Below are 24678 nucleotides of genomic sequence, written 5' to 3'. Positions count from 1 at the left end.
TATTCCGCTGTCTGCGTTATTTTTTCGCTTTTTTAGCGCTTTCTTCGTCTTCCAACTGCTCTTTCAGCTGTGCAAGCACATCCAGGTCGCCCAAAGTGGACTTCTCAACGGATTCTTTCACTTTCTTCACGGCAGAGGAAGCAGCTTTGGCTTCTTTCTTACGGTTGTTGAAATCCTCCATCCGTGCTTCGGCGCGTTGGTCTTCCCAGATGCGGGAATGCGAAATCACCAGACGTTTGTTCTCTTTGTTGAATTCGATGATTTTAAAATCAGCCGTTTCATCCAGTTTCAGGGAACTTCCGTCTTCTTTCACGCTGTGTTTAGCCGGGCAGAAACCTTCAACGCCGTAGGGCAGTGATACGATGTTACCTTTTTCACCTACTTTGATTACCGTTCCCTGATGGATGGAATCCAGTGTGAAAATGGTTTCGAAAGTATCCCATGGGTTTTCCTCCAACTGCTTGTGTCCCAGGCTCAGCTTCCGGTTTTCCTCGTCGAGTTCCAATACGACCACTTCCAGCTCTTCACCAACTTTGGTGAACTCATTGGGGTGGTTGATCTTTTTGGACCAGGAAAGGTCGGAAATGTGGATCAGGCCGTCGATTCCTTCTTCGAGTTCTACAAACACACCGAAGTTGGTCATGTTTTTAACAACGGCTTTTTGCTTCGATCCAATGGGGTAACGATCGGCGATGTTTTTCCAAGGGTCAGGGGTCAATTGTTTGATACCCAAGCTCATCTTGCGGTCATCGCGATCCAGTGTGAGGATCACGGCTTCCACTTCGTCGCCCACTTTCAGGAATTCCTGCGGGCTGCGGAGGCTTTGTGACCAAGACATTTCGGATACGTGGATCAATCCTTCCACACCCGGTGTGATTTCGAGGAATGCTCCGTAATCGGCTACCGTTACAATCTTGCCTTTTACTTTGGAACCTATTTCCAATGCGGTATCCAGGGATTCCCAAGGATGTTCGGTAAGTTGTTTCAGGCCGAGTGCAATGCGTTTTTTCTCGTCGTCAAAATCCAGTACCACCACGTTAATGGTTTGATCCAGGGCCAATACCTCACGCGGATGCTCGATGCGGCCCCATGAAATATCGGTAATGTGCAACAGGCCGTCTACGCCACCAAGGTCGATGAACACACCGAAATCAGTGATGTTTTTAACGGTTCCTTCAAGCACCTGTCCTTTTTCAAGTTTGGAGACGATCTCGGATTTTTGGTTTTCCAGGTCGTCTTCAATAAGTACTTTATGCGAAACAACCACGTTCTTGAATTCGTGATTGATTTTGACCACTTTGAACTCCATGGTTTTACCCACGTAAATATCGTAGTCGCGTATCGGCTTAATGTCAATCTGTGATCCGGGCAGGAATGCTTCCACACCTTTGATGTCCACAATCAGGCCACCTTTGGTACGGCTTTTCACGAAGCCATCAATGATGGTATCATTTTCAAGCGCTTCGTTGATTTCTTCCCAGGATTTCTGGGTTTTTGCCCGCTTGCGTGACAACACCAGCTGTCCGTTGGCGTCTTCCTGTGATTCCACATACACATCCACGGCGTCGCCGATTTTTAAATCGGGCGTGTCGCGGAACTCGGAAAGCGATACCAAACCGTCTGACTTGAAGCCAATGTTCAATACCACATCCTTGTTGTTGATGGATACCACGGTACCCTGCACGATTTCACCCTTGTTGATGGAGTTAAATGTGCCTGCGTACAATTCTTCCAACTTCGAGCGCTCTTCGTCGCTGTAGTTGCTGAAGCCTTTGTCGTCCTTTTCCCAATCGAAATCGGAATCAGGGGTGCTCCAGGCGGTCGATTTGATTTCATCGATCAGATTCGAATCAGCTTCTGATTCGATGTCTTCCCGTTCTTTCACCAAGGTGTCCTCGGCGCCCTGAAGCTCAGCTTTTTTTGCTGCCAGTTCTTTTTCTACTTCTTGTTTTTTTGCCATTAATTGATTTGTCTCCTTTTCCCGATTTTTATCGGGACTGCAAAGGTATGAAAAAGTTTTATTACTAGGTAGTTATTCGTTGTTTTTTTCGTAATCTGTGACAGGTGATTCCCGTTCGGGGGGTGTCCGGTGACGATATAAAAGCCTGTTCGGCGCGGTGTCGGCTGGGCTTCGGGGAGTGTTCGACCCTTGTTCGAGGGGGCTTCGGGATTCCTTCGGGACTTGTTCGACGCTTGTTCGGGATGGCTTCGACCGGGCTTCGACTCCGCTTCGACACTGCTTCGGGTGCAACCGTTTGCATTCCGAAGCGCTTCGAACAAGTGCCGAACAAGTCCCGAGGCAACCCCGAAGGAATCCCGTAAAAATCCCGAATACCTGTCAATGCATACCCGTATACCGGCGGGGTGAGCCCATTGGAAATAATAACGGACAGTAACCGTCCGTAGCCTTGTTCATCATTAGTTGGTTTTATGCTCCTGTGCAGCCTGCTGACTGGCTTTGAATGTATTGTAATTCCGGGGCTTGACGATTTTAATGCTCTGTTTGGACAGCGCGATGCTGGCATTCAGTTCAAAGCCGACCAGTAGGATCAGGGAGTTCAGGTAAATCCAGATCATGATCACAATGAGGGTACCGATAGAGCCGTAGAGCTTGTTATACGCGCCGAACTGGTTGATGTAAAAAGCGAAGCCCGAGAAGGTAAGGATGGCCAGTATGGTTGCCAGCATGGCGCCCGGACTGAAAAATTTCCATCTTCTCGATGAAGCGGGTCCGAATTTATACAGGATGCTGACCGTAAGAAAGTAGATCCCGAATAAGATAAGCCATCGTGAAGCGGCAATAACAAAACCCCAGAAAGCCGCATTGATATGGATGTTTTCACGGAGATATCCGATAATATATCCGGCGGCGGTAAATATAGTCATGCCGATGGCCAATGCAATAATGATCATGATGGTTAGCCCGATGGCTACCACCCGCTGGCGCCCCCAGCTGCGGCTTTCCCTGACCAGGGAAGCCTTATTGAAGGCAAGCATCAGCGAACCCACCCCGTTCGTGGCAAAGAACGTAGCCAGGATAAAACCTACCGACAGCAGCCCACTGTTCTGGTTCCGCACGATGTCCTCAAGCGTAGTCTCTACAGCAAGGAAGGCATTGCGGGGCATAACGACTTCAATGAAATCAAGCAGTTTTTCCTGGAAATTCGTGATGGGGATGTACGGTATCAGCGTAAATAAAAAAATGATTCCCGGAAAAATGGCCAGCATAAAATTATAAGCCAGCGAAGAAGCCTTATTGAGGATGGATTCCCGGGCAATTTCCTGAAAAAAAAAGGTGGCAACGGTATACAGCGGGAGGGAGCCGAAACCGGGAAGCACCACGACCTTCGTCCACTCCAAAAATTGATAGTAGGGTTTGAATTTCAGTAAATTGCGGTGTACCCAGCTCATGTTTACTATCCAAAATAGGGTTGCAGGCGTTCGGTAAAATCGGCGGGTGCCCTGCAGGGCTTGTTGCGCTTCATGTCGATGAAGGCCAGCGTTGTCTTGCCTGTATTGATCAGTTCGCCTGCTTCGTTAAACAATTCATAATCAAATGCGATTTTTACAGTCGGCATTTCCCTTAAATGAACCCGGATTACCAGCGCTTCATCGTATCTGGCCGGCTTGATAAACCGGGTTTGCATCTCCAGCACGGGAAGCATGACGCCGCCCGTCTCCAGTGCCTTGTATGACGTGCCCAGGCTGCGCATCATTTCTACGCGGCCGATCTCATAATAGGTGGCATAGTTGCCGTAATAAACATAACCCATCTGGTCGGTTTCCGCATATCGAACCCTTACTTTTGTCTCAAAGGTAAACATTAGCGCTTGATATTTCGTTCATTCAGGGCCTGCTGGAACCGCCGGGCGTTGATGTTGTGCTCAGCCTGCGTAACCGCGAAATTGTGGTAGCCCGAAAAGTCTTCTTTCGCACACATATACAGGTAGTCGTGCTTCTGATAATTGAGTACGGCATCGATGGACGCAATACTGGGCATCATGATGGGGCCGGGAGGGAGTCCGGTGTATTTATACGTGTTGTAGGGCGAATCCAGGGCCAGGTGCCGATACAATACCCGTCTGATCGTGAAGTCATTGGCAGCAAAAATGACCGTAGGGTCGGCCTGCAGCAGCATGCCCCGGTGCAGCCGGTTGATGTATAGCCCGGCGATCGTGGGCATTTCGGCTACGTGAAGGGCTTCACCCTTGACGATCGCCGCCAGTGTGCTGACTTCCGAGGGCGTGAGGTTCAGGCTGGCCGCTTTTTCCCGTCGTCCGTTGTCCCAGAATTTGTTGTACTCCGTAGCCATCCGGTCGATGAAGCTTTCCGCGGACGTATTCCAGTACACCTCATACGTGTTGGGGATGAACATGCTGAAAAAATCCTGGGAGGTAAACCCGTATTTTGCCGCTACGCTGTCGCTGTTGAGCAGGTTAATAAATGCAAGGGAATCCGGTTCCAGCTGGCTGGCCAGCAACGCTGCGAAATTTTCCTTTAACCGAACGTTTGCAAACCGCAATTGCACCGGATCCTGGAATCCGCCGCCCAACTTATTGATTAAAGTACGGTTGTTTGTTCCGGGTTCCAGCTTGTACCTGCCGGCTTTGACCCGGCCGGGGTAATCCATTTTTTCAGCCGCCCAGCGGAAAGATGCGGTATCCTGCACGATTCCGAGCTGGCCCATGCTGGCTATGAGGTCTTCAAAGTCCCAGCCGGAATGAATATACAGGTACGTTTCCCTGTCGGTGACGTTGGGTGCAAAAAAACGCTGGTAAAACTTAAATGCAATAAAGCCGCCGACTGCAACAGCGACGATCAGCACGGCTACGCTGATCTTGACAATATTCCCTTTCTTTTTTTCTCCCATATGACTGATTTGGTTGGGGCTCCTTATGGTGATTATTGGTTGGTCAGTGCCACGTTAACGGGCGTTCCGATGCTTACCCGGGGATTTTCCGGTGTGGGGGTCTGCGATACGATGACCGCGGAGAGGCTGTCCACCACGGGCCCCATGTAGTTGGTTGCGCCGAGTGTCAATGATACGCCCCGGAGGGCAAACCGTGCCTGTTCCAGGGTTAGTCCGGTTAGGTCGGGTACCTGCACTTCATTGGCTCCCCGGCCATCGCCCAAGACCAGGTCGATGATCGATCCCTTGGGAATGGGCCGTCCGGCATTTAGCTTTTCCCCGCCGAATTTGACATCCAGCACCACGTCGCGGGCAATGTCCGGAATATAGGTGGTGTCACCCAGTTTGAGGCCGTAGCTGTTGAGCATCGCCCTGGCTTCGATAAACGTTTTTTCCACAAGGTCCGGAAATGCAACTTCGGGTGCCGTACGCGTAATGATCGTCAGGTACAGCGTCCGGTTTTCTTTTACTTTGGTATTGGGATCCGGGTCCTGCTCGATCACCAGTCCGGGCCGTGCGTCCATCTGGTACACCGAATCCAGGTCGTATGAGAAGCCCTGCGATTCGAGCTTCTCAACCGCTTCGTTGATCAGCATGCCCTTGAGCTGCGGCACGAGTATCGATTCGTCGTAACGTGTATACTGCCTGAGCCCGAAAAAGATGACTAAAAAGAAGACAACCAAGGCAATAAGCGCCGCAATAAGGGTTTTCCTAAAAGTTTCCGTTCTTAGGTATTGGAAGAATTTATTCATATCAAATCCTGCATAGTCGATTTATCCGATACATCCGTATCGCGTATGTCATAGCAATATTAACGCCATAATTTATCATCCACCGGGCACCCCGTGCCTGCCGGCTGCATATCCTGAAAATTTCCAGCTGATCGGTCCGGATCCCTGCTTGCATATCAAAATGAGTTTAGCTATGTTTGCCTGAACTCAACGAACGACCATGCGCACAAAAATAGCATTAATTACCGGTGGATACACGGCCGAGGCCGAAGTTTCTTTGAAAAGCGCCGAATTTGTCGGCCGGCAGCTTGATGCTTCCCGGTACGAAGTGTATCCGGTCGTGATTACACCCGATGGCTGGTACCATCCGGCGGAAAACGGAGAAAAATATCCGGTAAACCGTGAAAATTTCACCCTGTCGATTGCTGGCCGAACCATTCGTTTTGATGTAGCATTCATCATGGTTCATGGATCTCCCGGAGAAGACGGCCGTCTTCAGGGATACCTGGATCTGATTGGCCTGCCCTATACGTCGTGCGACACACTGACTTCGGCACTGACCATGAACAAAGCGTATACGAAAGCCGTGCTTAACGGCATCCCTGAGCTGCACCTGGCCAAATCCGTGCAGCTGTTTGATGCCCAGCGCGGCGCGGCGGCGGCACTGTTGGGCGGACTGACATTGCCTTACTTCGTAAAACCGAACGCGGGGGGCAGCAGCATCGGAATGAGTAAGGTAACGGCGGACGACCAGCTGGAAGCAGCCGTGGAAAAAGCGTTCAATGCTGCGAATACCGGCCGGCAGGTCATTGTGGAGGAATTTGTGGAAGGCCGTGAGTTTTCGGTGGGCATCTACCGCCGCGCCAATGACCTGGTGGTGCTGCCGGTAACAGAGGTGATCACCGATCGGGAGTTTTTCGATTTTGAAGCCAAATATTTACCGGGCCTGACCAAGGAGGTAACCCCGGCCGACCTTAACCCCGAGCAGCGCGGGCGGGTGGAACGGATTGTGAAAGCCATTTACCTGCGGCTGAACTGCAAAGGCATGGTGCGGGTAGACTTTTTCTTCCACCGCGGTACGGACCGGTTTTACTTCATTGAGATCAATACCATTCCCGGGCAAACTGCCCAAAGCTTTATCCCCCAGCAGGTGCGTGCGGCCGGCATGAAGGAATCCGCCTTCTATGGCGAGCTCATTGAGCAGGCATTGAAGGCGGCTGCTTACGTGGCCTAACGCTGTTCGGGCGCTACCTCTACCCAGCTGCCGGTGGTTGAAGCACCTATGCGGTTGTCATACATGGCTTCTGCATGTACCGGTGGCAGAAAATACCTGCCGGTATAGGACGCATTCAGCAACACGCGGTAGGTCAGTGTTTCCTGCTGCCGGATATTGAAATAAGTGAGCACACGGTCGTCGCGGATGTCGCGGTACGTTGCCGGGGCACTTTGCAATGCCGGATCGTTATCGCTGAGCCTGGTGTTGATAATTTCCCATCCGGAAGGGAAAATCTGCGTCAGCGCCAGCTGTTCATACGTACCCATGTTTCCCGTATTTTTGAGTGTCACAACTGCAACGAAATCCGTGCCCTGTGTCAGCAGGGCCGGGTTAATGACCTCACCCTGGGGTGTGGTATACCGTACCGTCATGGAAAGGCGTTCGGGATGATTGTCCAGCGGCGGGTTTTCACCCGGGGGCAGCTGGCCTTCGCGGATCACGCGGATATACAGCGCCTTGTCGCCCGGATTCCGGATGGCTATCCGGTTGTTCGGGTTTGATGCATCGAGCGTAATCCGATGGAGGTATGTTTCCATTTCGACCGGCGTATCCTTGCCGTTCAGTGAATAGGTAAAACTGTTTTTGCCGGTTGCGCCGTCGCCGAATTTGGCAATGGCCAGCAGGGCATAGGCAGTGGTCTGCGTGCTGTACCAGCTTTCGTTACCCAGACTGGCGGCCACGGCCAGCAGTACCTTCTCCGCCTCCTGTTTCCGGCCCATCAGCTCCAGCGTTTCCAGGATCATGGCCTGGTCGCGCAGGTTCGACCCGAACGTATAGCCGGCATGGTCATACGGTTTGGATGACGTGCTCCGGCCTTTGATCATCTGGCCGGCAACGATGCCCTGGCCCGCCAGTTGATATGCCGCAGCCAGGCGCCAGGCGGCTTCGTCCGAAAGGTAGGGGAATTCCTTCAGCCGGTTCATTGCCCCCATTTCAGGTGCTTTGGCCCTGGCAAGCAGGTATAGCCGGTAGGCCTGTACGAGGTCGCCGCCCCGCCAGTTATACTGGTTGGGCGACCATTGCTGCGCCATGCGCTGCTGGTACCGTTTCCATGCATCGAGCATGCCGGCCGGGACAGCGTATCCCTTGTCCTGGGCTTCCAGGAGGAAGTGGCCCGCGTAATTCGTACTCCATTCATCGGCATCGCTGGCACCCGGCCAGTAGCCGAATCCGCCCGGGGGCAATTGGTATCCCCGTATCCGGTTGATACCGGCTTTGATGTTGCGATCCACCGCACGTTTCTGGTCTGCTGTCAATGCCGTCAGCCGGTCGATCATCAGCTGCGGGAATACGCCCGACGTTACCTGTTCGAGGCAGCCGTGCGGATACCGGATCAGGTAGCTCAGCCGTTTGGTCAGGTTAATCGGCGGGAGTGTGGATACTTCGACCATCATGCTGTTGCCGTTTCCGGGTCCCAGCGGCTTAATGTCCTGTTGCCAGTCGGACCCGCCTTTAACCGTCGACTCACTGACGGCGGTAATGAACGGATTGGGATTACGGATGTCAATTTCCACCTCGTAAACCGCTGTTTCATTGCCGCTTTTGGCGACCGCCCTGATTTTACCGACCCCGGTGCTGTTGCCGGCCCTGACGGTGGCATAGGCCATTTTTTCACCCTGTTCCGCAAATGAAACTGTTTGGTTGGCGTCCGTAACTGACAGGCCGCCACTGGCGGTTACCTGCAGCTGAACCTGTTTGATGCGGTCTTCCATGGCAAAGACCGTCAGGGGCAGTTTGAATGTTTCGCCGGGGCCGACTACCCGGGGAAGCGTAGCCAGCAGCATCAGCGGTTTCTTTACCGCCACGGCTTTTTCAGCGAATCCATAGGCCCCGTCCTGACCGGCCACGACCATCGCTCGCACCGATCCGACATATTGGGGCAGTGTAAATTCATGGGTATTCTTGCCGCCTTTGCGGAGTGTGAAAGGGCCCAGGAATTTGACTACCGGATTAAAACGGTTGGCTTTCGCCGGATTTACGTTCCGGTTGATGTCTCCATCACCGCCAATACTGAGAATCCGCTCCAGGTCGCCGCCCCATGCCCCGATGACCTGATCGAACAGATCCCACGATTTTACACCCAGTGCCTCGCGGGCGTAAAAGCTCGCATGCGGATCGGGTGTCTTAAACCGCGTGAGGTCAAGCAACCCTTCGTCTACAATCGCGATGGTATAGGTCATGGCCTTGCCCCCCGTTTCCGTTACTGTGATGTTTGATTTTGTTTCCGGGCGTAGTGTTTCCGCGATATCGATCCGGGGTTTCAGCTGGGTTTTCGGGTTTTCCACAATCAGCGGTATCACGCCGTACATCCGGATCGGAAGGTCATTTGCAGTCTGTGCATGCGGCTGCAGCAGGGTCACGTTTACAAACAGGTTGGGGGCCATGGCTTCTTCCACCTTGAACCGGTGTATCGTTTGTCCCTGTTTGGTGTCGATCCACCAGCTCCGGAGTACCCGGCTGCCATTTTCGAGACTGATCAGTCCGCGCCCCCCTTCAGATGAAGGGATGGTCAGGGTTACCTCGTCGCCCACTTGGTATTGCGCCTTGTCCGATGTGAATGAAAGCATGGAAGCTTCCGTAGGATTGTTCTGCTGTTCGCGCTGTGCCCATCCGGGCCAGTCGACATACAGTGTCTTGCCGGACGCGTGTCCGCTCTCGGGGTCTACCACGCGGATCAGGTAGCGCCCCCAGTCCGGATAGTTGACGCGGAGGTTCCATTTACCGGCTCCATTCCGTACAGTAATGGTTTCCTTTTTGAGCAGCTGGTTGTATTTGTCCTGTGTGAAATTGCCCAGGTATTCTCCTTCCTGGTTCCACCACCACTGCCAGCGGATCTTGTAAAACTCGACCTGCACGTTCCGGTTTCCACTGATCCGCTTGCCGTTAGCGTCTGCAATGACAATACTTACCTCATGGTCCTTATCGGTGAGCAGCATGCCCGACAGGCGGTCGCCCTCGGGGGTACGGATGCCGACATAGCTGTTGTACGGACTGTAAGGCATGCTCACGTTGTCGATACTGAAATTGCCGCCCGGCTCGAACACCCGCGTGGTGAAACTGGCGCGCAGCATGCCCGGTGCGTTATTGACGGCCGAGATATCCGAAGAGAACGCAGCCTTTCCCTGTTCATTCAGGGTGCCGTCGAACAGTACCTGGCTTTCCGTCGCGTAAGCACGTGTGGGATCGTCAAACGTATACGATTTGAAATCCGGAAACTCCGTTTTCATGGGCGATACCGTGGCCTCCACACGGGCTTTCAGGTTCCGGCCGCTGGCGCCGAACAGCCAGTTTGCCGATAAGCCGATATTGGTATCGGTGCCCCTGCCCAGTATTTTTTTATTGCCGAAATCGAGCGTGAGTTTAAGCCGATTGGGCATTACCGTTTCAATTTTCAGTGTTTTCTGGAATGTTGCGCCGCCCACATTGATCTTGGCCAGCCAATTGCCGGTGGGGGCGGTGCTTTCGGTGTTGGTTTGGAAGGTGTAAAATCCGTTGGTATGTTTGGATTCGACAAGGCGTTTACTCAATTGTCCCTTGGGGTTATACAGTTCAAAGGTAACCGGATGCCCTTCGGGTAAGTTAGCCGAAAGATCTTCCATGATAAATCCGATATATAGTGAATCACCCGGTCGCCATACCCCGCGCTCGCCGTAAATAAAGCCTTTGATGCCTTTCTGTACAATATCGCCCCCTACATCGAACCGGCTGAGGGGAAGTGCGGCACCATCATCTAACTTAAGGTAACCCCGTTCCTCCCCGCGGGAAGCAATCAGCATGAATGGCTTGCGGGATACGTCGAACCGTGCAAAACCTTCGTTATCGGTGGTTGCCGTCTGGATGACCTGCTGCTGGTAGTCGAGCACCTTGACTTCGACGCCTGCCATCGGCTGTGCCGTGAGGATATCCGTTGCAACCACGGTCATGCTGTTGTCGTTGCCCCCCTTGACGATCAGGCCGATATTGGATGCCAGCATGTCGCGGCTGGCCCATCGATCCGTCGTATAATAGGAGCTGTGGCAGGGGTTGTCGCGTTCATCCCAATCGTAATCGTATGGATAATAGCTGTTATAGCGTGCCCAGAATTCGTCGTCTTCATCAATATTATCGGCATAATAGCTGCCCTGATACGCTTCCTCTGCCTCCCGGATAGCCTCCATATCCTGATCGCTGCAGGGATAGACGGAATAGCTTTGCCTGAAACCGATAAGCACCCGGTAGATAGCTCCCGGTTCCGTTTTAAGGAGGTGATCGATATCCAGAGAAAACCGGTTTTTGCGCCGCAGGTTGACACTCTTGTCGGTGTCAAGTGCGATGGTTGTCTGTACCACGGGTTTGGCGACCCTGCGTAATTCGTATTTGCTGTCGTAGGTGTTTTGGAAATACTGCGGCACGTTGTTTTCAAAGATTTTGACAATGGTTACGTCCACCGCCCGCAGGTTGACTGCTTCAAAGGGCATGGTCAGGCGGTCGGAGCCCGGCAGTATGGTACCCATACCCGGTATGCTTACCGCGGGCAGCCTGTTCTCGAAATTTACGTTGGCCGCATAAGCCGTGCTGATTTTCTGGGAATTGATGTTTTCCACCCCTTCGTTGATGGCAATGGAATAACTGCCTTCCAGTAAATCAGGCGCATATACTTTTACCTCACTGCCGTCAATGGTATAGCGGGTGTCATTCGTTTCACTGATCTGGATGAGGCCGTCGAGGTTCTGGGCAACCAGCAGGGGATCGGAAAATTGGACCAATACATACTGTTCAGGCTCGTGCACGGCACGGACATCCAGTACCTTGAAATCGCCCAGCCGGGGTACTTCAATTTCCTTTTTGCTTTGCTTTTCTGACCTTATCGGCCGGCCGTCGATTGCCAGCGTCAGCTTGGTGGCCTGTTTGCCGCGGGCAAGGGAATCAATCGTGAATGTCGCGGTACGCGACCCGGGCTGGTGCTGCCAGCTGATGGCCGTTGCTTTGCCTCCATAGGTTGCGTTTACGATTTTCTCGACCGCTGCCGGTTCCTCCACATCCGCAAGCAGTACTGTTCCCGTAAATTTCATCCGGTCGGTCGAGTTGCCGGTCTGTGCTTTCAGGCCGTCGAATTCGACGCGGTAGGATGGTGCAATGATCTTAAAATCAAACGTAAACTGCTTAAGCGCATCGCTGACATCGGCCACCTGGTCCAACTGGAAGGTCGCGACGTACGTCTCTCCGGGTTCGAACGGCTTGTCCGGCCGGAATTCAACGGTGCGTGCATCTATCCAGTACGTTTTGCCCTTGACCGAAGGGCTCAGGTTGAAAAGTTTACGGCTTTCCTCCTGGTTGGGCTGGTGCAGTGTGCTGACCTGTGTGGCCAGCCGTACCCGCACCGTACCTTCGCGGGAGATCACCCCGGTAGTGTACCCTTCAATGTATTGGGCAAAGGCCGTATTGCCGGCGTTTACCGTATCGGCCTGGCCGTATTTCCATATCGCAAAGATGGCCGCCGCGATGACCACCGCCGCAACGGCAGCCGTGATCAGGATATTTTTGCGCGGGATGGGTAGCGGGGTATTACTCATGGTATTGGATTATAGCTAAGCGAATGTACTGTAATTTAGGGGGAAATGGTAAATGCCGGTGGCAGGAAAATGAAAATCACGGATTTCAGGGATACCCTTTAGGCCTTGAGCTTGCTGGGCAGGTAACCGAAATGCCGTTTAAATGCTTTGGTGAAATTATAGGGCTCGCTGTATCCCAGGGAATAGGCAACCTCAAACACAGGGGAAGAGGTATCGGTGAGCAGTTTGTGCGCATGCCGCATCCGCAGGTCGGACAGGTACTCGAAAACCGTAACGCCGAAAAGCGTTTTGAACCCCTTTTTGAGTTTAAAGTCATTCAGCCCTGTTGCCTGGCAGATATTCCGCAGGCTGATGGGGTGGAGCATGTTGGATTCCACATATTCGCGGGCCATGTACAGCTGTTCCTTTTCACGCGTGGACAACGTGCTTTTTTTCAGGGAAGTCATGGACTCCGCCTGCTGTGCCTGCGAGAGAAACAACTCCGCAATCTTCGATTCATAAAACAGCTGTCTCATCTGGCCGCGGTAAACACAGTGCTTTAATTCGCTGACGATGGCTGCCTGCTGGGGCGTGATCGGAAGCGGCTGGGGTGCAATATCGGCTTCCTCATTCCGGCTTACCTTATTCCAGAACCGCTCCAGGCAATTCAGGTCATCCAGCATAAACCGCCTGAAAAATGGAGCGGTCATGCTCACCCCAAAACTGTTGATCCGCTGGCCCCGTATGGAGTAATTGCCTTCAAAATAAGGGGAAAAACTGAGGATGTGCTGATTGGTCTGGAGGGTTGTTAAGCTTGCGTTCCGCTTGTCTTCCCCCGTGCAGATGCCTTCAAAGGAAAAGTACATGGTCAATGTGGGCTCTTCGTAGCAGTCGCTTACGGAAAGCCATTGGTGCCGTTGGCTGCTGACTGAAAAAATCTCCAGGCCACCGAGTGAAAGATGAACATCAGCGTTTAAATCATTCGGATTCTCAATGAAGAGATTTGTAAGATTGGCCTGCAGGAAATCAAGGTAGGCTTCCATATCGTACCATTAATGTGACATAATCTGCAACACAAAATTAAATTTTAATCGGACATCGGTATAAAAAGGAGTGTAAATTTTTGCTATCCCACAAATAACCAATCGATTATAATTTTTGGCGGGTTTTTAATCCGTCTTGAACGGGCGATGGTACAGTTTACTTTTTCATCTTTGGCCTGCACCGCTGACTTCGGTCCGGCCGGTCACCTGACTATCAAAACTGCATCGCATGAATAGTGTATATATGAGACCTTCTCCCGACGGAAAGACGATGATTACCATATTCCGCACGAATGTGGTCGAGCGGCAGCAGGCGCAATTTATTATTAACGAACTGCAGCAACGGTTCCCCGGTGCGCGGTTTTCTTTTGACCTGTGGGACTGCGACCGGGTCTTCCGTATGGAAGCCGCGGATGACATCGTCGGGGCAGTAGTCGGTTTTTTTAAGGATGAAGGATTGCTGTGCGAAATTCTATAGTCCGCTACCCGGCAGCGCCAGCCGCGTCAGGTAATCGTTCATTGCCCGGTTAAACTGCGCCTCATCTTCCAGGTTGGGTAAGTGGCCGCATTCCGGTATTTCGACAAACGTGACATCGGGAATGTGCTGTACGAGTATGTCGGCCTGTTCGCGTGTCGTCAGGGTGTCTGCCGCACCGCGGATAACCAGGGCTGGAACTGGTATCGTTTTTAAGCTTTCTGTGGTGTCCGTGCGCGAGGCCAGCGCCAATAACGTGGCGCATATGCTGCTTTCCACGTTCCTGCGGATGGTGCTTTTGATCAGGTCTACCGCTTCGGGGTTTTCGGCCAGGCTTTTCTGCGAAAATACATTGTTGACAAAACCGATGGAGAACGCGCGTTTCCCGTTTTTCAGCACCGACTGGATCGTATCGAACCGTTTTTGCTTAGCCGCGTTATTGTCGGCAAGGGAGTTGGTATCGGACAGGATGAGGCCTGAAATGGCTTCCGGCTGGATTTCATAGGCCCGCAATGCAATATAGCCGCCCATGGAAACGCCGCATAACACGGCTTTCTCGATGCCCATTTTCCGCATAAAAACCAGCAGGTCCTTGGCAAACACATCTATACTGAAGAAACCATGGCCAATGGTGCTGTTGCCGTGGCCCCGTACGTCTATCGCGATCCCGGTCAGGTGCTGGGGCAGTGCCGATAGCTGGGAAAGCCATATGTTTTTATTGAAGGGAAAACCGTGGATGAAAAGCACGGTGTTTTCCGGATGGGTACCTTCCCGGATCAGGTAGCTTATGCTGATGTCGCCAATGCGGATTCGTTTTCTTTTGATCAGTTTTTCGTAATTTGCCATATGGGAAGCAACAATATAGTAGTCAATAAGTTTTGGGCTTTTAAAGATAATAAAACAACGGTATTTGTGGGCATATACAGGCGAATTGGGTATTTTTTTTGAAAATATTTCAGATATACCAATCTGATTTCTATCTTTGCAAACCGATTCGGGAATGCGCTTGTAGCTTAACTGGATAGAGCACCTGACTACGGATCAGGAGGTTAGGGGTTCGACTCCCTTCAAGCGCACATGTTTCACCCCAATAGCCTAATCTGAATCCGATTAGGCTATTATTTTTTACACTTGTATTTACTATGCTAAACCTTGTTTTATTTGGCCCTCCGGGAGCAGGGAAAGGTACCCAGTCACAGAAGCTGATTGATCACTATCAACTGGTTCATATTTCAACGGGCGACCTCTTCAGGGCGCACATTGGTAATCAAACCGAATTGGGCCAACGGGTCAGCAAGTTAATTGCCGATGGAGAGTTGGTGCCTGATTCCGTGACCATTGCGATGCTGGAAGAGGAAATCGGCAAGCATCCGCAGGCAAAGGGCTTTATTTTTGACGGATTTCCCCGCACGGTGGCACAGGCCGAGGCGCTGGATAAATTCCTGGAAAGTAAGCAGACTGGCATTACCGGTGTTGTTGCGCTTGACGTGACCGAGGAAGAGCTGACAACCCGCATTGCCAAACGCAAAGCCATCAGTAACCGGGCGGATGATGATGCGGAAAAACTGAAAAAACGGATTGAAGAGTATTTTGGTAAAACCGTTCATGTGCTTCCGTATTACGAGCAGCAGGGTAAACTGACCAAGGTTAATGGCATTGGCGATATCGAGGTGATTTTTGACGCGATAAAAAGCGTAGTGGATACCTGGAAGCCGTAAATAAAACGCCTGAAATAGCATAGCAAATGGCCCAGGGCTCGAATTTTGTAGATTACGTAAAGGTATGCTGCCGCTCGGGTCGTGGTGGCGGCGGCTCTGCCCATTTGCACCGCGACAAGTTTACGGCAAAGGGTGGCCCCGACGGCGGCGACGGCGGGAGAGGGGGCCACATCATCCTGAAGGGAAGCAGCCAGCTCTGGACCCTGCTTCACCTGAAGTATCGTAAGCATATCATTGCCGAAGGCGGTCAGCCCGGCGGCAGTGCGCTCAGACACGGCGCCAACGGCAAGGACGAGGTGCTGGAAGTACCGCTGGGTACCGTGGCGCGCGATGCGGAAACCAATGAAATACTGTTTGAGATTACCGTCGACGGCGAAACGAAGGTATTGACTGCCGGTGGGCGCGGTGGACAGGGAAACTGGCACTTTAAAAGCCCGACCCAGCAGACCCCCCGTTTTGCCCAGCCTGGTGAACCCGGCAGGGAAGAATGGATTATCCTGGAGTTGAAAGTGCTGGCCGATGTAGGCCTGGTAGGCTTTCCCAATGCGGGAAAATCGACCCTGCTCTCGGTGGTTTCCGCTGCAAAGCCCGAAATTGCCGATTATCCTTTTACCACGCTGGTGCCTAACCTGGGGATCGTGTCGTACCGCGACAATAAGTCCTTTGTTATGGCCGATATCCCGGGGATTATTGAAGGGGCTTCCCAGGGCAAGGGATTGGGGCACCGTTTTTTACGCCATATTGAACGGAACGCTGTACTGCTTTTTATGGTGCCTGCCGATACCAACCGGACCATTGCGGAAGAATACCAGGTGCTGCTGAAAGAACTGATCGCCTTTAATCCGGAACTGAAAGACAAACCCCGTATTCTGGCCATTACGAAGGCCGACCTGCTGGATGACGAATTGCAGGAAGCCCTGAAACAGGAAATCCCGAAAGGCATGCCCAGCATTTTCATTTCAGCGGTTTCCAACAAAAATATTGCCCAGCTGAAAGACCTGATCTGGCAGGCGATTAATGGCTAACGGTTAGTACTGCTCCTTTTCGTTGGGAAACTCCGCGTTCTTCACGTCGGCAATATACCGTGTTACCGCACCGCTGATTTCATCAAATAAGTTGAGGTACTGCCGGAGGAATTTCGGCTTAAAGTCCTGGTTGATGCCCAGCATATCGTGTACAACCAGCACCTGGCCATCGCAGGCGGCGCCGGCGCCGATACCAATGGTGGGAATCTTCAGGTCACGTGTAACCTCGGCAGCCAGCTTCGCGGGTATTTTTTCAAGCACAACGCCGAAACAGCCTGCGTCTTCAAGTAGCCGGGCGTCCGATTTTAATTTCTCCGCCTCCGCTTCCTCTTTGGCGCGTACCGTGTAGGTGCCGAATTTATAAATGGACTGCGGGGTAAGTCCGAGGTGTCCCATAACCGGGATGCCGGCATCCACAATCCGTTTAACTGTATCACTGATTTCAATACCGCCTTCCACCTTTAACGCGTGTGCACCACTTTCTTTCATCACCCGGACGGCCGCTTTCAGCGCGTCGCTGCTGTCGCCCTGGTAGGTGCCGAAGGGCAGGTCTACCACAACTAACGATCGCTTTGCTGCCCGCACCACGGCGGAAGCATGGTAAAGCATTTCATCCAGCGTGATGGGAACCGTGGTTTCGTATCCGGCCATGACATTGGCTGCGGAGTCGCCAACAAGGATGATGTCGATGCCGGCCTGGTCCAAGATCCTTGCCATGGAGTAGTCGTACCCCGTGAGTACGGCGATTTTTTCACCCCGCACTTTCATTTCACGGATGCTGTGGGTGGTGATGCGTTTGATTTCTTTATTTACGGACATGTGATTTCTTATTTACGGATATGATGCAAACCTATAAAAAAATCCGCTATTTGCCGTGGGGCGTGATTAACCGGATGCATCTTTTTCCTGCGTCCGGGATCTACCGGATGCCGGGATTGTGTAATTCATCCTGAAATACGTATCTTACACGAACTATTGAGAACACCTATGAAAACAATACTGATCCCTACGGATTTTTCCAAAAACGCCTTTGTTGCCGCTGAATATGGCTGTGCGCTGGCCGCTGCATCAGGACAGCGGGTATTGCTCCTGCATGTGTATATTGCCCTGTATTCCGGATATAAGGAAGAGGGCAGCAGCGTAAAGCAGATCAAATGGGCGGAGAGTGAATCAGCGAAGGAAATGGAAAATATTGTAAAAACCCTGAAGAAACAATTTCCGGATGTAACGATTGAAGGCGAATACGTGAAGGGCTTTATGATTGATGTGGTGACCCAAAAGCTGAAAGACGGTCCGTTTTCCTTGGTGGTTATGGGAACTAAAGGGGTGTCCAATGTTGCGGAGAGTATACTGGGCAGCACCACTTATGAAGTCATCAAGAAATCGCCGATTCCGGTGCTGGTAGTGCCTACGGATACCCCCGACTTTGCGTTTGAAAATGCCGGGTTTTTTACCGATTATAACGATAGCGAACTGGATGCGCTGCTTACGTTCAGCCGGAGCATCCCGCTGAATCCGAAGTTGTCTGTATTGCATTTTTATACGGATGGCGAGCACCAGGACGCCACGGAAAAGTCGCTGTCCAAATGGGAACGGAAAGTGCGTGCCGCTTTTCCGGACGGAAACTTCACCTTTAAGGCGGTCCAGGTCGATAAGGTGGATATAAATGCCGTAAGTGCGGCAGCGACGGACGAGCAGCTGGATCTGCTGATCTTTACGCGCCCCCACAGGACATTTTTTCATACGATATTTGCGCCAAGTCTTACCAAAGCCGTAGCGGGATACTCCACGGCAATCCCGTCACTGTTTATCCGTGCTTAATGACGTCAACTATGCATACTGGAAAAAATAACGATACAACGGATCATCAACAGTCGGCCGGAGCCCGCTGGCGGTTGGCTGTCGCGGATGAAAACCCGCTGCAGATCGTGGGCGCTGTCAATGCCAACCACGCGTTACTGGCAACGCAGGCCGGATTCCAGGCGATTTACCTGTCCGGGGGTGGGGTAGCGGCTGGATCACTGGGGGTGCCGGACCTGGGAATAACGACGTTGCAGGACGTGCTTATTGACGTGGAACGCATCACTAACGTGTGCGATACCCCGCTGTTGGTGGATGCCGATACCGGTTTTGGCCCTTCGGCATTCAATGTTGCCCGTACCGTAAAGGCCTTAATCAAGGCCGGTGCCGCGGCGATGCATATCGAAGACCAGGTAGGTGCCAAACGCTGCGGGCACCGCCCAAACAAGGAACTGGTGAGCAAACAGGAAATGGCCGACCGGCTGAAAGCCGCGGTGGATGCCCGCACCGATGCGCAGTTCGCCATTGGCGCCCGCACCGATGCATTGGCTAACGAGGGACTGGACCGTACACTGGAACGCGCCGCTGCTTATGCAGCAGCCGGTGCCGATTTTATTTTTGCGGAAGCAGTAAGTGACCTCACGCAATACCGCGCTTTTGCGGATGCCACCGGGCTCCCGGTGCTGGCCAATATTACTGAATTCGGGATGACACCCTTATGGACTGTTACGGAATTGGCCGCAGCGGGGGTAGCGTTGGTACTGTACCCGTTATCGGCATTCCGCGCAGCTAACCAGGCCGCATCGACGGTATACACCCATATCCGCAAAGACGGTACACAGCAACAGGTGCTGGATAGCATGCAAACCCGCTCGGCGCTTTACGAAAGTATCGGCTACCATCGCTTTGAAAGAAAGCTGGATGAGCTGTATGGTAATAACGACTGATGGGGTCGGTGATATTTAAAATAGAAATTTATGGATAAGAAGCATCAGGATACCGGGTTTAAACCTAAAAAATCGGTGGCACTTTCGGGCGTTCCTGCCGGTAACACCGCGTTGTGCACCGTTGGAAAAAGCGGTAATGACCTGCATTACCGGGGATATGACATCCTCGATCTGGCGGAGTCGGCGTCCTTTGAAGAGGTCGCTTACCTGTTGATCCACGAGAAATTACCGAACAAAGCGCAGCTCCAGGCGTATCGGGAGAAACTCCGTTCGCTGCGGGGATTGCCCCAGATTGCGAAAAATGTACTGGAGCAAATCCGTGCCGCTGCCCATCCAATGGACGTGCTGCGCACATACACCTCAGTACTGGGTACCATTTATCCTGAAAAGGACGACCATAATCCGGTGGCAGCCCGAGATATCGCGGACAAGCTGCTGGCTTCGTATGCTTCCGCGCTGCTGTATTGGTATCATTATGCACATAACGGCAAACGGATTGACGTGGAAACAGCCGATGAAACCATCGGTGGCCATTTCCTGCACCTGCTTCACGGCAGGTCGCCGGATGCAGCATGGAGCAGGGCCATGGAGATATCACTGAATTTATATGCCGAACATGAATTTAATGCCTCCACGTTTACCGGCCGTGTTATTGCCGGTACGGGTGCGGATATTTATTCGTGCATCACGGGAAGCATAGGCGCGCTGCGGGGCCCTAAACATGGCGGAGCCAACGAAGTAGCTTATGAAATCCAGAGCCGGTATGCGAATGCGGAGGAGGCGGAAGCCGACGTCAGGCTGCGGCTGGAACGGAAGGAGATTATCATCGGCTTCGGCCATCCGGTTTATACGGTGGCTGATCCGCGGAATCAGGTGATCAAGAAAGTAGCGAAGCAACTTTCGGAAGCGGCGGGCGACATGACACTGTTTAATGTGGCGGAGCGACTGGAAAAACTGATGTGGGAGGAAAAAAACATGTTCCCGAACCTGGACTGGTTTTCGGCCGTTTCGTATCACCTGATGGGCATTCCCACGGCTTTTTTTACACCGCTCTTTGTTATTTCACGCGTAACAGGCTGGAGTGCACATGTCCTGGAACAGCGGCAGGATGGTAAGATTATCCGTCCGAGCGCCAATTACATAGGGCCGGATAACCGAGATTTCGTACCCATTGACTTGCGGAAATAAGCCGGGCAATCCGCCCGGGCAAACATCAGCCGTTTACTTTAATTACTGACGATCATCAATTAACATCATGTCTTCTACTACTAATGTACGTCCTGAAACGGACCGTGTGATAAACGATATTGCCAACTATGTGCTGGACTATGAAATAAACAGCGACTTAGCCATGCAGACTGCATATTACTGCCTGCTAGATACCCTGGGCTGCGGGTTTGAGGCACTGACCTACCCGGCATGCACGAAATTACTGGGCCCGATTGTGCCGGGTACGATAGTGCCTAATGGCGCAAAGGTGCCAGGTACGGCTTTTCAGCTCGACCCAGTACAGGCGGCATTCAATATTGGTACGCTGATCCGCTGGCTTGACTTTAATGACACCTGGCTTGCCGCGGAGTGGGGCCACCCATCTGACAACCTGGGTGGAATCCTGGCCGTTGCCGACTGGTTGTCACGTACGTTGGTGGCCGCAGGAAAACCACCGATGACCATGCGGGAGGTGCTGGATGCCATGGTGCGCGCACATGAGATCCAGGGCGTACTTGCCCTGGAAAATTCATTTAACCGGGTGGGACTGGACCATGTACTGCTGGTCAAGGTTGCTTCCACGGCCGTTGTCGGGAAACTGCTTGGCCTGTCACGCGAAGAGCTGCAAAATGCTATTTCGCTCGCTTTTGTGGATGGCCAGGCGCTGCGTACATACCGCCATGCGCCAAATACAGGAAGCCGCAAGTCGTGGGCGGCCGGAGATGCAACATCGCGGGCAGTCCGGCTGGCGTTGATTGCGCAGACGGGAGAGATGGGTTACCCTTCGATATTGACCGCCAAGACATGGGGGTTTTATGATGTGCTGTTCGGGGGCCGGGAATTTACCTTCCAACGCGGCTACGGCTCGTATGTGATGGAAAATATACTGTTTAAGATTTCCTTTCCGGCAGAGTTCCATGCGCAGACGGCCGCAGAGGCAGCCATGATCCTGCACGACGAACTCCGTGCTCGTGGGAAAACCGTGGAGGACATTGCCCATATCCGCATCCGTACACACGAGGCGGCGATCCGGATCATCGATAAAAAAGGGCCGTTGCATAACCCGGCTGACCGCGACCACTGCATTCAGTACATGATTGCCGTGCCGTTGATTTTCGGCAGGCTTACGGCGGCGGACTATGAAGATGGGGTAGCGACCGATCCGCGGATTGATGTGCTAAGGGCCAAGATGGAAACGGCAGAGGACAGCCAGTTTACACTGGATTACCACGACCCGGAAAAGCGGTCGATTGCCAATGCACTTACCGTTACCCTGACGGACGGAACGGTACTGGATGAAGTGGCGGTAGCTTATCCGATCGGCCATAAACGGCGGCGAGCGGAGGGGATACCGTTGCTGATGGAAAAGTACAAAACCAACCTGGCCCGCGTATTTTCCGAAAAACAGCGGGCCACGATACTGGAAGCCTCGCTGGATCTAGAGCGACTGATGGCAAAACCCGTTAATGAATTCGTGGATATGATGGTGTTATAGCCAAAATCTTTATCTTTGCCACGTATATTGCGAAGAGGGGATTATGCCTATTACCGATAAAGACATCATCTACGAAGATAATCACCTGCTGGCTGTAAATAAGCGTGCGGGATACCTGGTGCAGGCCGATCCGGGGGGCGATGAGCCGCTGGAAGACATGGTCAATCGATACCTGACCCACAAATACCAAAAACCAAATGGTGCATTTGTCGGGGTGGTCCATCGGCTGGACCGGCCCGTAAGCGGCCTTATTCTTTTTGCGAAAACCAGCAAGGGCCTGGAACGGATGCAAGGGCTCTTTAGGGACCGGCAGATCCAAAAAACATACTGGGCGGTAGTACGCACCCCTCCGGAAGCGCCCGAAGGAAAACTGGTCCATTGGCTGTCGCGCGACCGTAAACAGAACATCACCAAGGCACACCTGCAGGAAGCACCGAACCGGGTGCGGGCCGAGCTGGATTACCGGCTGATCGGGGAACTGGGTGGGTATTACTTAATTGAAGTATATCCGGTTACGGGGCGTACCCATCAGATCCGGGTACAGCTGGCTGCAATGGGATGCCCGATTGTGGGTGACCATAAATATGGTTATCCCCGGGGGAGCCTCCGGAGAACAATCTGCCTGCATGCTAAAAAACTGGTTTTTGTCCACCCGATAAAAAGGGAACCCATGGAACTAAGGGCCGGATTACCCACGGACGGATTCTGGGAGCGCTTTGAATTATTTGATAAATAGGGTGCCGCGGAACAAGTAGAAAATGCTTGCTTTTGCAAACGTGTTTAGCTAAGTTTGTAACATGAAATCAATTAAGCGTTTTTTGGGAATATTGGCTGTTGCTGTGGTGTTATCCACAGCGGTATCCTATACAACGGCCCGGGCGCAATGTGCGATGTGTACACTCACCGCGGAGAACGCCACGCAGAATGGTAATACGGATGGGAAAGGATTAAATAACGGGATTTTGTTCCTGCTGGCGATGCCGTACCTGGCTGCCGCGGCCGTCGGCGTGCTCTGGTATAAGAAATACCGGGCCAAGAAAACCGTGAAGGTGGACGACAAACCCATTGTCCTGAATTAATCCGGAACGTACGCCATGCACCGCGTCCATACCTCGAGGATCAAGGCGGTCGCCGCTTCCAAATGCCCGAAATGCCGGGTGGGGAAAATGTTTGTCGGAAGAACTTACAGCCTTAGAAAACAACGGATGAATGACGTATGCCCGCACTGCGGGTTTCGCTTCGAAATTGAGCCGGGCTATTTTTACGCGGCCATGTACGTGAGTTATGCATTTTCCGTGGTTGAGACGATAGCAGCGGCCATGATTGCCTACCAGCTCACACACAGCGAATCACCGTGGCTGTACCTTGGCGTATTGCTGAGTACCATTTTGCTGTTCTCCCCATTTAATTACAGGTATTCGAGGCTTGTCCTGCTCCATTACCTGACCCCCAAGATTAAGTATGACCCGAAATATGAAGACCTGCTGCAGGAGCAGGGACTAAATGAGGACGACCGGGTGAGTTAAAATGGGTTATTGATTTCGTGCAGGAGAGGCAGCAGCCGATCCTTGTCGGAAACGATGAGCTGGTCTTCCGGAATCGGCCAGGTGATCCCTAGCTCAGGGTCGTCCCACCGTACGCCTATCTCACCATCTTTATCGTAAAACCCGGTTACCTTATAGGCAAACAACGTGTTTTCTTCAAGTGCGAGGAATCCGTGCAGGAACCCTTTGGGGATCCATAACGACCGGGCGTTGCGTTCCGTTAATTCAATGGAAAAATGCTGTCCGTAGGTGGCGGAATCTTTTCGGATATCGACCGCAACATCCAGTACGCTGCCGCGAAGCACCCGTACCAGTTTACCCTGCGCATTCGGTCCGCTTTGGGCGTGCATGCCCCGTAACACACCCCTGCGGGAGTTGGAAAGGTTGTCCTGGACAAATGTTTCATTGACCCCGTTCAGGCGGAACGGTTTTTCGTTGTAGGTTTCGATAAAAAAGCCGCGGCTGTCTTCCCATACCTGATGTTCGATAACCAGGAGGCCGTCGATGGGAGTTGATATAAAATTCATTCGGAAAAATCGATTAAATACTTCATTTTGCTGTCGAAAAACAATACCTTGCCTGCATATTCGCTATTGGCCAGCTGTTGCAAACGGTGCAAATGGGTTTGCTGGAACTGTTCGATAGCCGCTTCATCTTCGGCATAGAGGTGAATACAATAGGTGATGCCTTCATGCGGAGAATCTACCAGTTCCAGTAGCCGGACAATTGTTTTGGGGTAGGGACGTAGCTGTTGTTCGATCGCTTCCCGCATTGCCCCGTGAATATCGGAATCGGCTATAACCGTGACATTGTATAAAAACATGCTGCGAAGATACACAATCTAACCGGATCGGAAGATCCATAAACCGGGCCTGGCTGTACCCTGTGAGGGAATCGGGTGAAGTTGTAAAATTAAGGTTGCATAAAGGGCTTTTAATATAAAATTTTACACCTTTGGATAAGTAGTAAGGAGTA

General features: G+C 52.3%; 22 protein-coding genes and 1 tRNA gene. 12 read left to right on the top strand and 11 right to left on the bottom strand.

Annotated features, from left to right (window positions below):
* Nucleotides 1–16: 16 nt before the first annotated feature.
* The 5 genes from rpsA to NEV57_RS03880 form a co-directional block, all read right to left on the bottom strand.
* Complete coding sequence (gene rpsA / locus NEV57_RS03900) at nt 17–1960, bottom strand: 30S ribosomal protein S1 (RefSeq protein ID WP_257656963.1); 1944 nt, start codon at nt 1958–1960, stop codon at nt 17–19.
* 458 nt (nt 1961–2418) lie between these two features.
* Nucleotides 2419–3411 carry a YihY/virulence factor BrkB family protein gene (locus tag NEV57_RS03895; RefSeq protein ID WP_257656962.1) on the bottom strand — a complete coding sequence of 331 codons (993 nt, stop codon included), beginning with the start codon at nt 3409–3411 and terminating at the stop codon, nt 2419–2421.
* Between the two features lie 5 nt (nt 3412–3416).
* Entirely contained in the window at nt 3417–3824 is a 408-nt protein-coding gene (locus tag NEV57_RS03890; RefSeq protein ID WP_257656961.1) for an acyl-CoA thioesterase, read from the bottom strand.
* Nucleotides 3824–4870, bottom strand: a complete 1047-nt coding sequence (gene mltG / locus NEV57_RS03885) for an endolytic transglycosylase MltG (protein ID WP_257656960.1) — start codon at nt 4868–4870, stop codon at nt 3824–3826. Before mltG ends, NEV57_RS03890 begins: the two co-directional genes overlap by 1 nt.
* 32 nt (nt 4871–4902) lie before the next feature.
* Complete coding sequence (locus NEV57_RS03880) at nt 4903–5661, bottom strand: PASTA domain-containing protein (protein ID WP_257656959.1); 759 nt, start codon at nt 5659–5661, stop codon at nt 4903–4905.
* A 199-nt stretch (nt 5662–5860) separates the two neighbouring features.
* Here NEV57_RS03880 and NEV57_RS03875 point away from each other — a divergent pair, with 199 nt between their 5' ends.
* Entirely contained in the window at nt 5861–6874 is a 1014-nt protein-coding gene (locus NEV57_RS03875; protein ID WP_257656958.1) for a D-alanine--D-alanine ligase, read from the top strand.
* Here the strand turns inward: NEV57_RS03875 and NEV57_RS03870 are convergent.
* The gene (locus NEV57_RS03870) at nt 6871–12468 is read right to left on the bottom strand and encodes an alpha-2-macroglobulin family protein (protein WP_257656957.1); all 5598 of its coding nucleotides are present in this window, start codon (nt 12466–12468) and stop codon (nt 6871–6873) included. The two genes, NEV57_RS03875 and NEV57_RS03870, sit on opposite strands and share 4 nt — an antisense overlap.
* Before the next feature lie 98 nt (nt 12469–12566).
* The gene (locus tag NEV57_RS03865) at nt 12567–13490 is read right to left on the bottom strand and encodes a helix-turn-helix transcriptional regulator (RefSeq protein WP_257656956.1); all 924 of its coding nucleotides are present in this window, start codon (nt 13488–13490) and stop codon (nt 12567–12569) included.
* A gap of 229 nt (nt 13491–13719) precedes the next feature.
* On the opposite strand from NEV57_RS03865, the gene NEV57_RS03860 reads away from it, so the two are divergent.
* The gene (locus NEV57_RS03860; RefSeq protein WP_257656955.1) at nt 13720–13968 is read left to right on the top strand and encodes a hypothetical protein; all 249 of its coding nucleotides are present in this window, start codon (nt 13720–13722) and stop codon (nt 13966–13968) included.
* On the opposite strand, the gene NEV57_RS03855 is transcribed toward NEV57_RS03860, so the two are convergent.
* Nucleotides 13963–14811: an alpha/beta fold hydrolase gene (locus NEV57_RS03855; RefSeq protein WP_257656954.1), complete on the bottom strand. Its 849-nt coding sequence runs from the start codon at nt 14809–14811 to the stop codon at nt 13963–13965. The two genes, NEV57_RS03860 and NEV57_RS03855, sit on opposite strands and share 6 nt — an antisense overlap.
* Nucleotides 14812–14967: 156 nt before the next feature.
* Here NEV57_RS03855 and NEV57_RS03850 point away from each other — a divergent pair.
* The 3 genes from NEV57_RS03850 to obgE all read left to right on the top strand — a co-directional run bounded on the left by NEV57_RS03850 (nt 14968) and on the right by obgE (nt 16708).
* A tRNA-Arg gene (locus NEV57_RS03850) sits at nt 14968–15041 on the top strand.
* A gap of 66 nt (nt 15042–15107) precedes the next feature.
* Nucleotides 15108–15683: an adenylate kinase gene (locus tag NEV57_RS03845; protein ID WP_257656953.1), complete on the top strand. Its 576-nt coding sequence runs from the start codon at nt 15108–15110 to the stop codon at nt 15681–15683.
* A 26-nt stretch (nt 15684–15709) separates the two neighbouring features.
* Entirely contained in the window at nt 15710–16708 is a 999-nt protein-coding gene (gene obgE / locus NEV57_RS03840; protein WP_257656952.1) for a GTPase ObgE, read from the top strand.
* A gap of 3 nt (nt 16709–16711) precedes the next feature.
* On the opposite strand, the gene panB is transcribed toward obgE, so the two are convergent.
* On the bottom strand, nt 16712–17527 hold the full coding sequence (panB, locus tag NEV57_RS03835) for a 3-methyl-2-oxobutanoate hydroxymethyltransferase (RefSeq protein ID WP_257656951.1): 816 nt from the start codon (nt 17525–17527) through the stop codon (nt 16712–16714).
* 168 nt (nt 17528–17695) lie between these two features.
* On the opposite strand from panB, the gene NEV57_RS03830 reads away from it, so the two are divergent.
* The 7 genes from NEV57_RS03830 (at nt 17696) to NEV57_RS03800 (ending at nt 23685) form a co-directional block, all read left to right on the top strand.
* The gene (locus NEV57_RS03830) at nt 17696–18529 is read left to right on the top strand and encodes a universal stress protein (protein WP_257656950.1); all 834 of its coding nucleotides are present in this window, start codon (nt 17696–17698) and stop codon (nt 18527–18529) included.
* 11 nt (nt 18530–18540) lie between these two features.
* Nucleotides 18541–19455, top strand: coding sequence for a methylisocitrate lyase (gene prpB / locus NEV57_RS03825; RefSeq protein ID WP_257656949.1), 915 nt, complete (start codon nt 18541–18543; stop codon nt 19453–19455).
* A 30-nt stretch (nt 19456–19485) separates the two neighbouring features.
* Complete coding sequence (gene prpC / locus NEV57_RS03820; RefSeq protein ID WP_257656948.1) at nt 19486–20643, top strand: bifunctional 2-methylcitrate synthase/citrate synthase; 1158 nt, start codon at nt 19486–19488, stop codon at nt 20641–20643.
* A gap of 67 nt (nt 20644–20710) precedes the next feature.
* A complete protein-coding gene (locus tag NEV57_RS03815) occupies nt 20711–22159 on the top strand; it encodes a bifunctional 2-methylcitrate dehydratase/aconitate hydratase (RefSeq protein WP_307876381.1) in 1449 nt (482 codons plus the stop codon).
* Nucleotides 22160–22202: 43 nt separating this feature from the next.
* Nucleotides 22203–22895 carry an RluA family pseudouridine synthase gene (locus NEV57_RS03810; RefSeq protein WP_257656947.1) on the top strand — a complete coding sequence of 231 codons (693 nt, stop codon included), beginning with the start codon at nt 22203–22205 and terminating at the stop codon, nt 22893–22895.
* A gap of 61 nt (nt 22896–22956) precedes the next feature.
* Nucleotides 22957–23238, top strand: a complete 282-nt coding sequence (locus tag NEV57_RS03805) for a CAMCR motif-containing small membrane protein (protein WP_257656946.1) — start codon at nt 22957–22959, stop codon at nt 23236–23238.
* 126 nt (nt 23239–23364) lie between these two features.
* Nucleotides 23365–23685: a DUF983 domain-containing protein gene (locus NEV57_RS03800; protein WP_307876380.1), complete on the top strand. Its 321-nt coding sequence runs from the start codon at nt 23365–23367 to the stop codon at nt 23683–23685.
* Here the strand turns inward: NEV57_RS03800 and rfbC are convergent.
* Nucleotides 23682–24230, bottom strand: a complete 549-nt coding sequence (gene rfbC, locus NEV57_RS03795) for a dTDP-4-dehydrorhamnose 3,5-epimerase (RefSeq protein ID WP_257656944.1) — start codon at nt 24228–24230, stop codon at nt 23682–23684. The two genes, NEV57_RS03800 and rfbC, sit on opposite strands and share 4 nt — an antisense overlap.
* A complete protein-coding gene (locus tag NEV57_RS03790) occupies nt 24227–24526 on the bottom strand; it encodes a DUF4286 family protein (RefSeq protein WP_257656943.1) in 300 nt (99 codons plus the stop codon). Before NEV57_RS03790 ends, rfbC begins: the two co-directional genes overlap by 4 nt.
* Between the last annotated feature and the right edge of the window lie 152 nt (nt 24527–24678).

This window comes from Parapedobacter lycopersici, assembly GCF_024643285.1.
Taxonomy (GTDB): domain Bacteria; phylum Bacteroidota; class Bacteroidia; order Sphingobacteriales; family Sphingobacteriaceae; genus Parapedobacter; species Parapedobacter lycopersici.
The sequence above is the reverse complement of the archived record's forward strand: the minus strand, read 5'-3'. Positions and strand labels throughout refer to the sequence as shown.